Annotated in this window: 6 protein-coding genes; 3 read left to right on the top strand and 3 right to left on the bottom strand. The window is 70.4% G+C overall.

The window, feature by feature from the left end; translation table 11 throughout:
- Positions 1 to 22: 22 nt before the first annotated feature.
- Positions 23 to 490, top strand: coding sequence for a MarR family winged helix-turn-helix transcriptional regulator (locus HNR30_RS16340; protein WP_181610691.1), 468 nt, complete (start codon positions 23 to 25; stop codon positions 488 to 490).
- A gap of 136 nt (positions 491 to 626) precedes the next feature.
- Positions 627 to 2,612 carry an ABC-F family ATP-binding cassette domain-containing protein gene (locus tag HNR30_RS47760; protein ID WP_181610692.1) on the top strand — a complete coding sequence of 662 codons (1,986 nt, stop codon included), beginning with the start codon at positions 627 to 629 and terminating at the stop codon, positions 2,610 to 2,612.
- Positions 2,613 to 3,007: 395 nt separating this feature from the next.
- Here the strand turns inward: HNR30_RS47760 and HNR30_RS47765 are convergent, their stop codons facing one another.
- The 3 genes from HNR30_RS47765 to HNR30_RS16365 form a co-directional block, all read right to left on the bottom strand.
- Positions 3,008 to 8,497: a DNA repair ATPase gene (locus HNR30_RS47765; protein WP_246378623.1), complete on the bottom strand. Its 5,490-nt coding sequence runs from the start codon at positions 8,495 to 8,497 to the stop codon at positions 3,008 to 3,010.
- A 192-nt stretch (positions 8,498 to 8,689) separates the two neighbouring features.
- Positions 8,690 to 10,840, bottom strand: coding sequence for a flotillin family protein (locus tag HNR30_RS16360; protein WP_181610693.1), 2,151 nt, complete (start codon positions 10,838 to 10,840; stop codon positions 8,690 to 8,692).
- Positions 10,840 to 11,391 (bottom strand): hypothetical protein, encoded by a 552-nt coding sequence (locus tag HNR30_RS16365; RefSeq protein ID WP_181610694.1) that lies wholly within the window; start codon positions 11,389 to 11,391, stop codon positions 10,840 to 10,842. Before HNR30_RS16365 ends, HNR30_RS16360 begins: the two co-directional genes overlap by 1 nt.
- 179 nt (positions 11,392 to 11,570) lie before the next feature.
- Between HNR30_RS16365 and HNR30_RS16370 the strand changes: the two genes are divergently transcribed.
- Positions 11,571 to 12,425, top strand: a complete 855-nt coding sequence (locus tag HNR30_RS16370; protein WP_312894445.1) for an NADP-dependent oxidoreductase — start codon at positions 11,571 to 11,573, stop codon at positions 12,423 to 12,425.
- Positions 12,426 to 12,521: the final 96 nt, after the last annotated feature.

Consider the following 12,521-nt stretch of genomic DNA (forward strand, 5'->3'; position numbering starts at 1 on the left):
TAATGACAAACGCGGAGATGTCATGTCCAGAGATATTTCGGAACACCGAAAGAATCTTCTCGACGCCCTGGTCCTGGCCGGACGGGAGAACAGCAACGCGGCGGTCATGTTCCACACCGCCGTCGCGGCGCATCTGGGGCTCGGGGCGAGCGAGGAGAAGACGCTCGACCTGCTGCAACGGCACGGGCCCCTGACCGCGGGGGAGATCGTCAAGCTCACCGGGCTGGCCCCCGCCTCGGTTACGGGGTTGCTCGACCGGCTGGAGGCCAAGTGGTTCGTACGGCGCGTGCGAGATCCGCGCGACCGGCGGCGGGTGATCGTGGAGCTCAATGCCGAGATGCTCTCGGGGGGTGACGAGATCTTCGAGCCCCTGGTCAGCGGCCTGGCCGAGCTGTACGCGGGCTATACGGACGAGCAGCTGGAGCTGATTCTGGACTTCCTCAGCCGTGCGACGGCGATCCAGGTGGAGGCCACTTCCAAAATTTCTTGAGACGAGACGTTGCGTCTTGTCGATTGGCCGGGTACTGTTCCAGGCATGGGTTACCAGATCTTCCTGTAAGCGCCGCAGGCGTCGAGCACGCGCTCCGCCGTACATCCGCCCGTGCACGCAACCAGGAGGACCATTTATGCGCACCGCGCAACTCGCACTCTCTTCCGTCACCAAGCGCTACGACGACCGCGTCGTGCTCGACCAGGTCTCGCTCACCGTCAAGCCGGGCGAGCGGATCGGGATCATCGGCGACAACGGATCCGGCAAGTCCACGCTGCTCAAGCTCATCGCCGGGGTCCTCAGCCCCGATAACGGCGAGCTCACCGTGGTCGCCCCCGGAGGGATCGGCTACCTGGCCCAGACCCTCGACCTGCCGGCCGAGGCCACCGTCCAGGAGGCCATCGACCTGGCCCTGTCCGACCTCCGCACCCTGGAGGCCGAACTGCACACGATGGAGGACAACCTTGACGAATCCACCCTTGAGGCCTACGGCGAGCTGATCGCCCGGTTCGAGGCCCGCGGCGGGTACGACGCCGACAACCAGGTCGACGCCGCCCTGCACGGGCTCGGCCTGCCGTCGCTCGACCGCGGCCGGGCACTCGGCAGCCTGTCGGGCGGCGAACGCTCCCGGCTCGCCCTCGCCGCGACCCTCGCCTCCGCGCCCGAACTGCTCCTGCTCGACGAGCCCACCAACGACCTCGACGACCACGCCGTGGCCTGGCTGGAGCAGCACCTGCGCGGCCATCGCGGCACCGTCGTCGCCATCACCCACGACCGGGTCTTCCTGGAGCGCATCACCTCGGTGATCCTCGAAGTCGACCTCGGCAAGGTGCGGCGCTACGGCAACGGGTACTCCGGCTACCTCGCCGCCAAGGCGGCCGAACGCGCCGCCTGGACGCGGCGGCACGAGGAGTGGGTGCTTGAGGTCGAACGGCACAGCGGCCTCGTCGCGGCCAACGCGGGTAGGATGGCGGCGATCCCGCGCAAGATGTCGAAGGCGGGCATGGGCGGGATCGGCGCCTGGCGTGCTCGCGGGCGTTCGCACGGGGCGATGGGGCGGATCCGGCAGTCGCAGGCGCGCCTGGAGGCCCTCCACGGCGACCCGGTCGCGGCACCGCCGGAGCGGCTGCGCTTCAGCGCCTCGATCACGACCAGCTCGGGCACGATTCCAGGCACGGTTGCTGGCACGGTTGCTGGCGCGACACTCGCCGGTACCGCGGGCTCATCACGGGGCCTCGGCTCACTGGACGCCGCAGGCGTGGGCCCGTCCCCGGCCCTCGCCCCAGGCGCCAACGCCGCCGGTGGCCTCGGCTCACTGGACGCCGCCGGCGTGGGCCTGTCACCGGCGGTCGCCCGAGGCGTCACCGCCGCCTCGGGCCCGTCCCCGGCCGTGGCCTCAGGCGCCACCGCCGACGCGAGCCCGTCACCGGCCGTCGGCGGGCTCGCGGCCGCACTGCACACCCCGGATCAACCCTCCGCCCTCGACCAGCCCTGGCAGGCCATCGCCGAAACCATGCTCACCCAGCTCTTCCCGCCGAGGGCCGAGCTGACCGGCGTCACCGTCGGCTCCCGCCTGCACCTGCCCGGTGGCCTGCGCATCGGGTACGGCGAGCGCCTGCTCGTCACCGGACCCAACGGTGCAGGCAAGTCCACCCTCATGCGCGTCCTCGCCGGCGAGCTCACCCCCGACACCGGCACCGTCCACGTCAACGGCACCGTCGGCTACCTGCGACAGGAGGAAACCCCCTGGAACCCGGCACTCACCGTGCTCCAAGCCTTCGCCTCCGGCCGCGCCGGTGCCCCGGAGGAGCACGCCGAGGCGCTCCTGTCGCTGGGCCTGTTCCGGCCCGGCGACCTGCGGCTCCGGGTCGGCGAGCTCTCGTACGGCCAGCGCCGCCGCATCGAGCTCGCCCGCCTCGTCACCGACCCCGTCGACCTGCTCCTCCTCGACGAGCCCACCAACCACCTGTCTCCCGCGCTGGTGGAGGAGCTTGAGGAGGCCCTGGTCGACTACCCGGGCGCGCTGGTGATCGTCACCCACGACCGCCGCATGCGTTCCCGCTTCACCGGCACCCACGTGGAGCTCGACGCGGGCAAGATCGTCGCCCGCCGCACCGTGTAACCGGGGCGCTTCACCCTTGGGCGCTCGTCCGTGGAGTCGCGCTTGAGGGAGACGCCGCAGTCACACCCGAGGGAACGGCATCGGCCGCTTCAGCCGCGCCGGGGGCGAGGTGTCGTCCCCTCGGGCGTGCTCGAAGGCGGGTCTCACCCTCTCGGGCGCGCCGAAGGCGAGGGGCGTGTCCGAAGGCGAGTGTCGTCCCCTTGGAGGTGCCCGAAGGCGAGGCGTCGTCCCCTTTGGGCACCCAATCACGCGCTGGGGGTCCGGCGGGCAGGGCAGGCAGCTCTGGTTCTTCGGACAGGCCGATCACCCGTCGAAAACCTCAGTCAGAGCCCGAGCTCCGGCCCCGGTGGCTCAACTCGCCCGGCCCGGTGGCTCAACTCGCGCAGCCCGGTGGCTCAACTCGCGCGGATCGCCGAGCCCACCTCGCCCACCCGGTCGGCGAGGAGCCCGATCGCCCCCACCGCCCGCGTCACCGGGTCGTCCGCCGCCCCGCCCAGCGCCCGGGCCCGCAGGAACGCCTGCTTGACGTCCCTCCACCGAGCCTCCTGCTCGGCGGTCAGCACCCCGCGCAGCTCGGCCAGCTTCAGCAGGTTCGACTCCGCATCCGTCGTCAACGTCTGCGCCTCACCCAGGTAGTGGTCGGAGATGACCGCCTCCAGCTCGGCGTCGTTCATCGCGGGGACGATGCGCTCGGCGAGCTTGTTCATGTTCCGATACGACCCCTGCAACTTGTACGGAGGCTCGGTGCGCGCATCGTCGGACTGGGCGGCCGAGGCGATGTAGGCCTGGTTGTTGGCCAGCACCACCTCCTGCACCCTGATCAGCTTGCGCAGGACGGCGAGGACCTGCTCCAGCTCGACCTTGGAGTACGGGTGCGTGAGCTGGTCGGCACGGACCGACGAGTCACCGCGTGCCAGCCGGACCAGCAGCTCGACGTCGCCGCGGTCGCGGGTCGACAGGGGGGCGAGCACCGGGTTGGAGGTCAGCGCGTTGTCAATGTAGCTCAGCGCGAACAGCTCCTCCCTGCCGCTGAGCACGTCACCCAGGTTCCACACGTCGGCGCGGTTGGAGAGCATGTCGGGGATGCGGAAACGCTGCCCGGACTCGGTGTACGGGTTGCCCGCCATGCACACGGCGAAGCGCTTGCCCCGCAGGTCGTAGGTGCGGGTGCGGCCGTTCCACACGCCCTCGATGCGCCGCTGGGCGTCGCACAGCGAGATGAACTTCTGCAGCAGCTCGGGCGAGGTGTGTTGAATGTCGTCGAGGTAGAGCAGCGTGTTGTTGCCCGACTCCAGCGCGAAGGAGATCTTCTCGACCTCCTGGCGGGCGGTGGCGTTGGGCGCCTCGGCGGGATCGAGCGAGGTGACGTCGTGACCGAGTGCCGGACCGTTGACCTTGACGAAGAGCAGCCCGAGGCGGCTGGCGACGTACTCCATCAGCGTCGTCTTGCCGTACCCGGGCGGTGAGATGAGCAGCAGGAGCCCCATCTGGTCGGTGCGCTTGCCCTCTCCAGCGGCGCCGAGCTGCTTGGCGAGGTTGTCGCCGATGAGCGGCAGGTAGACCTCGTCGAGGAGCCGGTTGCGCACGAAGGCGCTCATGACCTTGGGCCTGTACTCCTCGAGCCGCAGCTTGTCCTTCTCGATCTGGACCAGCTCGTTGCGGCGCTTCTGGTAGGCCCGGTAGGCGGGCACCCGCTCGTCGCGGAAGGCCTTGGTCCTGGGCAGGATCTCGTCGAGCCTGACCTCCAGCCTGCGTTCGGAGATGCGGGGATGGGTGCCGAGCAGCCCTTCGACGGTGGCGGTCAGCGCGGCGCTGGAGTCGTAGCGCGGCACGTCGCACAGTAGGAGCGCCAGCGCCTCGGGCAGCTCGGGGGCCTGCTCGAACGCCTCCAGCCAGGCCTGGGCGAGCTGGACTCTGTACGGCAGGGCGAGCTGCTGGAGGTCGGCCTGGAACTCCCTGACCTTGTCCGGGCCGAGCGCTTGGTGGAAGCGCTCGATCAGGGCCCGGGCGGTGGAGCTGGTGACGAAGCCCGCGGGCGTGGCGGCCAGCTCCTCGACGAGGTACTCGCCCGCGAGCGCCGCCGTAGCGCCGTCGACCCCGAGTGCCGCGGCCAGGTCGGCCACGCTCATGTCGTCGAGGGCATGGGGGCTCGCGCCATGGTGACCGTTGGTGGAGGTCGAGGCCTGGGGGATGGGGGAGCCGGCGTGGATGCCCGCCGAGCTGGACGGCGAATGGCTGTCGGCCGCCGAGCTCATCGCCGCGCCGCCACCGGGTGCGGAGAGACCGGGCGCGCCGCTACCGGGCGTGGAGTGACCGGTTACACCGCCACCGCTCGGCGTGGAGTGACCGGGCGCACTGCCACCACCCGGCGTGGAGTGACCGGGCGCACTGCCACCGCCCGCCGTGGCGTGACCGGGCGCACTGCCACCGCCCGCCGTGGCGTGACCGGGTACACCGCCACCGCTCGGCGTGGAGAGGCCCGGCGCACTGCCACCGCCCGCCGTGGCGTGACCGGGTACACCCCCGCCGCCCGGCGTGGAAAGACCGGGCGCACCGCCACCGCCGGGCGCAGAGAGGGGGCCGCCGGAGGCCGGCGCCGGGAAGGGGCTGATGGGTGTGGGCGCCCCTGTGTGGTGGGCGGCGGGGTGCGGCTGCAGGGGGTGGCCGCCGGTGGCGGTGAAGCCTGTGGGGTGGCCGGTGGGCGACGAGATCGTGGTCGCGTGGGTGGCGGCGAGGGCCTGCTCGGCGAGCGGCGGCACTTGGCCCGAGTGCGCCTGGTCCGCGCTCACCCGCCCCAAGAACCGCGCAATCGCACCCCCCAGCTCCCCGCCCAACGCCTCGACCCCACCCGACGCCCCTCCGAACAACCCCCGGGCACGCGCCAGCGACGAAGCTCGCACGGCGATTGTTTTACGTGAAACCTCATCCACCCCATACGCCCAATACAGCTGCGCCGCAGCCCGAGCCCTGGAGGGGAAGCGCAACAACCCCGCCCCCAACGTCAGCCGTACCAGCGCGTCGAGGATCAGCGCCGCGTCATGGTCGTGCACCCCCCGCTCGTACCCCTCGTCGTAGCGCGACTCCGCCGCCTGCCGTACGAGGGCCGGGAGGTCGTCGTCGGGCCGGGCGGTGGGGAGCAGGGCGGCGGCCAGGTGTTCGCCCCGGTAGACGTGGGGCGTCTCGGAGACGAGGAGCTGGTCCCAGAACGGCCGGGTGTCGGCGAAGGAGGCGGGGGCGGGGGAGCGGTAGTCGGTGCCGGTGATGGAGAAGTGCATCGTCCCGTCGTGGGGCACGAGCGTCAGGTCGATGGGCTGGGTGTTGACCGCGAACCGGTGCCGCCCCAGGCGGAGGGTCTCGCCCCCGTCGGTGAACAGGTCGAGCCGGTCGCGCAGGGCGCGGCCGGCCTCCTGCTGGGCGGCCTTGAGGCGGCCGTCGAGCTCCTCGGCGCGCACGCTGTCGCCCAGCTCGCGCAGCTCGGACGAGACCGCGCGGAGCTTGGTGATCATGGGGTCGGTGGCGAAGTAGGTGTTGACGTCGTCGAGCGTGGCGAGCGTGGAGACGCGGCGCGAGACGCTGGTCAGGATGCGTTCGGCCGAGGTGAAGAGCCGGTCGGTGCGGCGGGTGCGCTCGTCGAGCAGGGTCTGTTTGCGCGCCGAGAACGCCTCGTAGACGTCGTCGCGCTTGTCGGCGAGCTGGGCGGAGAAGTCGTCGAGCTCGCCGAAGCGGGATTCGAGGGTCTCCAGTTGCAGCATGAGCTTGCCGAGCTGCTCGTCGCAGCGCTCGGGGCTGCCTGCCATGGCCAGCGCGCCGGTGACGGCCTGGCCGAGCAGGGCGAACTCGGCGGCGAAGGCGGCGCGGCCCTCGACGGTCATCAGCTCGCGGCGGCGGCCGTCGAGGATGGCACGCGCGCGGTTGACCCCGGCGATGACCTCGGCGATGCGGGCCAGGATGGAGGTGCGGACGGTGGCGTCGGCGATGTCGAGGGAGCCGACGACCTCGGTGACGACCTCCAGTCCTTCCGACTGGACGGCGAGCTTCTCGACGACGGGCGCCGACTGCGACACGGTGGCGATCGCCCCTGCCTCGGCGGCCAGCTGTTCGACGGCGGCGTGGTAGCCGGTGAAGGCGTCGGCGCCCTGCAGGAAGGAGACGGCGCGCTCGCCGACGGACTTCAGCTCGGCCGCCAGTTCGGCAGAGAGCCCTTCGAGCCGGGTCACGTCGATGTAGCGGATCTCGCGCAGCCCGACCAGTCGTCCCTGGGCGCGGCGCAGCGAGGCGAGCGACGCGACCCACGCGTCGGCGGAGCCCGGCGTGTCGGCCCGCGCCTGGCGGATCAGCGTGACGGTCTCGTCGGAGGCCTCGCGCAGCGCCCGCTCGGCCTGCTCGGTGAGCTGCTCGACCTTCTCGAACTCGTCGAGCACCTGCTCGGCGGTGGCGCGCACCTCGGCCAGCGGCTCGCGCAGGCCGTGTTCGCCGAGCCAGTGGTAGTGGTCGGCGGCGCGGGTGCACGCGGCGATGAGCGCCTCGAACATCGCCTGGGAGGCGGCCATCTCGTCGCCCATGCGCGCCACGGACAGCGCGTCGGAGATGCCCCTGACCAGCTCGGCGTTGCCGATGCGCTCCAGCGGGCCGGTGCCGGCGGGCTGGGCGGCGGCGTAGGTGTCGGAGACGTACGGGGTCTGCCAGACCTGCATCGGGTGCACGCGGGTCGGCTCGTCGGAGGTGGCCCTGAAGACGATCATCGTGCCGTCGTCGAACAGCGAGAACCCGTGGCACGGGATCGGGTTGGCGACCTCCTTGCGGATCACGTTGTACGGCAGCAGCAGTGACCTGCCGTCGCCGCGCGCGTGGAAGACGTAGAGCGCGTCCTCGCCGTTGGGCGAGCGGATGACGCGCTCGAACTCCAGGTCGGTGACGTCGGTGTCGAAGGTCTTGCTGATGCCCGTGGACAGGTAGTAGCCGCCGGGGAAGATCAGACCCTGGTCCTCGGGCAGTCGCTGGCACGCCTGGCCGATGCCGTCGAGCCTGGTGACGATCTTGGTGCGGGTGTTGAAGACCAGGTGCCGCCAGGCGGTCTCCTTGTACGGCTTGACGCGCAGCAGGAGAAGCGGGCCGATGCGGGCGTATTCGACGTCGGCGTCGGCGAGTGACTGCAGGGGCTCGTTGACGGGCTCGGTGTAGATGCCCTCGCCCGACTCGGTGTTGTCCTCGATCTTGATCGTCAGGTCGCCGCCGACCGTCTCGACGAAGACCTCGTTGCCGATCGCGATGTGGGGATGGCGGCCAAGGACGTGGTCGTCGCGGGTGGTCGGGATCCACTCGAAGTCGTGCGACGGCGGCATGACGTGGTCGCGCTCGCCCTGGTTGTCCTGGTAGGCGGCGGCTCCGGCCGCGTCGACGCTCCACCTGAGCACGCGCGTGTCGCTGGGACCGGTCTGGAAGACGGCCAGCAGCTTGCCCTCCACCCGCCGGAGCTGGGTGAGACGGGTCTCCTTGTAGTAGCGGTACAACTCGGCGAAGTCCTTACGGAAGGCGGGGTCGTTGAGCGACGCCAACTCTGCCGCCTCGAACCTGAACGCCGAGTCCTCCCGGGTGAACCTGTGGACAGAGAACACGTCGTTGACGGACGTCTCGGACTTCAGGCCGATGAAGACGTTGTACCCGAACAGCATCACGTCGCCGAGCGAGACGATGTCTCTGAGAACGCAGTTGTTCTCGGTGCGGAGGCGCTCGGTGCCGATGAGCGTGAGCTCCGACCCGCCGAAGACCTCCAGGCGCTGGGTGTTGAGGCTTTCCGCGGCCCTGGCCAGTTCCTTCGACTGGGCGAGCAGGCGGTTCCTGAGCACCTCGTAGGTGCCTGCCTCGAGGCCGGTCGTCTCGGTCATCGTCCTGTCCTTCTCATGGCCGTGGCCGTGGCCGTGGCTGGGTCCTGCCGGTCGCTGCTGCACGGGGGCCTAAGGAGGGGCATACGCGGCGAAGCGATCCGCCCCGCCGTACGGCGAAGCGATCCGCCCCGCCGTACGCCCCGTGGGCCGGTGCACCCGCACCACCGCGGGAGGGTGCACCGGCGCCTCGGATCAGTTTCTCGCCGCCGTCAGCGCCGCCACGGGGGACTCGGCGACGCCGAGCCGCCTGGCCGTCTCCAGCAGCTCGTTGAGCTTGCCGGTGTCGGGACCGCCACCCTGGATGAGTTTCAGCAGCAGCGCCGAGATGGTCAGGTTCTTGAGGTCGTCGGTCGACACCCCGCTGAGGATGCGCCCGAGGTCGGCGGTCAGGCTGGCGGACCCGTTGAGGTACGGCTCGGCGAGCGAGGAGGCCACCGTGGAGTGCCCGACGAACCCGTCGACCGCCTTGCCCGCGGTGATCGAGCCGACGATCCGGTCGAAGAACGTCGACTCGCCGCCGACGATGTCGATGTTGGCCTTGGCCAGACCGGCGGCCACCACCGAGGCCTGCGACTCGGCGACCTGGCGCTGCACGTCGATGCGCTTGAGCTCGACGTCCTTGGACGCTTCGAGCCGCAGACGGTACTCCTCGTGGGCGCGGGAGGCGTCGTCGAGCGCGGCCATGGCGGCGGCCTTCTCGGTGAGACCCTCGGCTTCGGCCTTGAGCTTCTCGCCCACCGCGGACGCCTGGGCGACCGCCATGGCGGCGGCGCCTTCCGCCTCAGCCTTCAGCTTGGAGGCGAGGGCGCCGGCCAGCGCGGTCTCACCGTCGGCCTGGGCCTTGAGCTTGTCGCCCTGGGCGAGGGCCATGGCGCGGGCGCCGTCGGCCTCGGCGCGCAGCTTCTCGGCCATGACGAGGGCCTCGGCGCGGCCGACCTTCTCGATCGCCTCCGCGTCGCGCTCGCGCACCTGGACCTTGGCCAGGCCTTCGGCGGCGGCGGACGCCTGGACGCCCTCGGCGAGGCGGATCTTGGCGCGGGCGTCGAGGTCGGCGGCCTGCTGGCGGGCCTCGGCGAGCACGAGCTCCTCGCGGGCCCTGAACTTCGAGGCGGCTTCCGCGGCTTCGGCGGCCTTGATGTCCTTGACCAGGTTCTCCTGGGCCTCGGCCTCGGCGGCGATGATCGTGGTCTGCCGCAGCCGCTCGGCCTCTTCGAGCGCGCGCAGCTTCTTGATGCCCTCTTCCTGCTCGGCCACGGTCTTCTCGACCACGATGCGCTCGCGGATCACCTCGGCGATCGAGCGCTTCTCCGTCTCGACCTCCTTGTCCTTGGCGATGCGCGACAGCTCGGTCTCCCGCTCGCGCGAGATGACCTCGAGCATGCGGTCCTTCTCGATGCGCTCGGACTCGATGGCGATGACCCGCTCGCGGTTCTTCTCGGCCACGGCGACCTCGCGGGCGCGGTTCTCGTTCTGGACGCCGAGCTGCTCGTCGGTCTTGAGCGCGGCCGACTGGGCGCGCAGGCGCTCCTCGGCCTGGACGCGGAAGATCTCCGCCTCCTCGCGGGCCCTGAGCGTCTCGATCTCGCGCTTCTGCTTCAGCTCCGCGTCGGCCTGGCGGCGCTCCAGCTCCAGGATGGCCTCGCGTGCCTCGACGTTCTGGCGGGTGATCTCCTTCTCCTCGTTGCGCGTGAACTCGTTGGTGCGCACGTGCTCCAGGGCCGTCAGCTCGGTGATCTTGCGGATGCCCTGCGCGTCGAGGATGTTGCTCTTGTCGAGCTGGATCAGCGAGGTCTGCTCCAGGTAGTCGATCGCGGCGTCCTCGAGGATGTAGCCGTTGAGGTCGGTGCCGATGATGCGGATGATCTCGTCGCGGAACTCGTCGCGCTTGGTGTAGAGGTCCACGAAGTCCAGGTGCTTGCCCGCGGTCTTGAGCGCCTCGGAGAACTTGGCGTTGAACAGTTCCTGCAGGGTGGTCTCGTTGCTGGCCCGCTCGGTGCCGATGGCCTGGGCGACCTTGATGACGTCCTCGGCGGTCTTGTTGACGCGGACGAAGAAGGTGATGCGGATGTCGGCCCTGATGTTGTCGCGGCAGATCAGGCCCTCACGGCCGGAGCGTTCGATCTCCATCGTCTTCACCGAGATGTCCATGATCTCGGCGCGGTGGAAGACGGGGAAGACGACGGCGCCGGTGAAGGTCACGTCGACCTTGTTGATCTTCGAGATGACGAGCGCCTTGCCCTGTTCGACCTTCTTGAACAGGCGGCTGATCACGATCAGCAGACCGATGATCACGATGAGGACGACGGCCAGCAGGACGCCGAAGCCGGTGGAGATGACGTCCATCAGGAAACCCTTTCGTCGGGCATGACGTAGTAGAACTCGCCGCCCGCGTCGTAGTCGAAGATGAGAGCCTTGTCGCCGCGCTTGAGCACGTCGGCGCCGGTGGTGCGCACCTGGACGACCGCGGTGGAACCGTCGGCGGCGGTGACCTCGGCCTGCCCGAAGCTGTTGCCGGCCAGGCCGGTGCGCACCACGCACGGCAGGCCGACGAAGTCGTGGCGGGAGGGCGAGGCGGCGGGGGCCAGCCGCCGCAGCGGCTTGACCAGCAGTTTGGTGACGAACCATGAGGCCGCCACGGCCAGCACGAGCACGCCGACGCGCAGGGGCGTGCTGTCGACGAAGGTGCCTCCCGCGAGGCTGAAGAACCACGCGAGGGCGATCAGCAGCGACAGCGTGACCCCGGCGGGCACGCCGCTCAGCCCCAGCCAGGCCAGGTCCTCGTCGAGGTGGGTTAGGCCGGTCACCACGACGATCCAGTAACCGATCACGACCACGAGCAGGAACGTGAAGATGACCGCTGGGAACGCCAGCGTAGCGTCGATGAAGTCGCTCATCGGCTCCCCGTAAATACCCCGTAAAGCGGAGTGCCGACTATATCCCCGTTAACCATCGTTTTTCAGTATCTGAGCTGCTATTGCAGCCGACTTGCTATCCAGTTGACCTCAACCCCGCTTGAGGTTGCATCGTCGTAGACATGAGAGCTGCGGCATTCGCGACCCCAGGGTCGCCGGACGTGTTGGAAGTCATGGAACTGCCGACCCCTGAGGCCGGCCCCGGGCAGGTCAGGGTGCGGGTGAAGGCCGCCGGCGCACAGCCGTACGACACGGCGGTGCGCGCGGGATGGTTGCCGCCGGGCATCGGCGACGAGCTGCCCCGCATCCCGGGAAACGAGTTCGCCGGTGTCGTCGACCAGTCCGACACCATCCCGATCGGCACGGAGGTGCTCGGTTTCACCCAGCTGGGCGGGTACGCCGAGTACGTGGTGGTCGGCGCCGACCAGGTCGCGCCCAAGCCCGCCGGGCTCGCATGGGAGATCGCGGGCGGGCTGACGGCCGGGGTGCAGACCGCGGAGATCGCCCTCGACACCATCGGGCTCAAGGAGGGCGAGACGCTCCTGATCCACGGCGCCGCGGGCTCCGTGGGACACGCCGCGGTCCAGATCGCGCGGCGGCGGGGCGCCAGGGTGATCGGCACGGGCCGCCCGGACAACCACGACTTCCTGCGCGAGCTGGGGGCGATCCCGGTCGAGTACGGCGAGGGCCTTCGCGAGCGGCTGGCGCCGCTGGGCCGCATCGACGCGGTCGTCGACGGCGCGGGTGGGCAGGCGCTGGACCTCTCCGTCGAGCTCGTGGCCGATCCCGCCAGGATCGTCACGCTGGTCGACCACGGCAGGGCGGCGCAGCTCGGCGTCATGACCACGCAGGGCGTGCGGACGGCCGAGCGCCTGGGCCGCTACGCGCGGCTGGTCGCCGACGGCGAGTTCACCTTCCACGTACGGCGGGCGTATCCGCTGGAGCGCGCCGCCGACGCCCACCGGGAGATCGAGACCGGCCACGGCCGAGGAAAGATCGTCATCACAGTGGCGTGATGTTGTCGATGGAAGGCGTTCACGCCACTCCTGCGCGTGGACGCCGATCGGCAGGATGAAGGACATCGAACGAGCGAGATGTCCGGCAACGAGCGG

Origin of the sequence: Nonomuraea soli, assembly GCF_013761175.1 — a bacterium.
GTDB lineage: Bacteria > Actinomycetota > Actinomycetes > Streptosporangiales > Streptosporangiaceae > Nonomuraea > Nonomuraea soli.

Excerpts from the sequence above, each read along its gene's own strand:
- HNR30_RS16360 (WP_181610693.1), bottom strand. The coding sequence starts at position 10,840 with ATGGACGTCATCTCCACCGGCTTCGGCGTCCTGCTGGCCGTCGTCCTC.
- HNR30_RS16365 (WP_181610694.1), bottom strand. The coding sequence starts at position 11,391 with ATGAGCGACTTCATCGACGCTACGCTGGCGTTCCCAGCGGTCATCTTC.
- HNR30_RS47760 (WP_181610692.1), top strand. The coding sequence starts at position 627 with ATGCGCACCGCGCAACTCGCACTCTCTTCCGTCACCAAGCGCTACGAC.
- HNR30_RS47765 (WP_246378623.1), bottom strand. The coding sequence starts at position 8,497 with ATGACCGAGACGACCGGCCTCGAGGCAGGCACCTACGAGGTGCTCAGG.
- HNR30_RS16340 (WP_181610691.1), top strand. The coding sequence starts at position 23 with ATGTCCAGAGATATTTCGGAACACCGAAAGAATCTTCTCGACGCCCTG.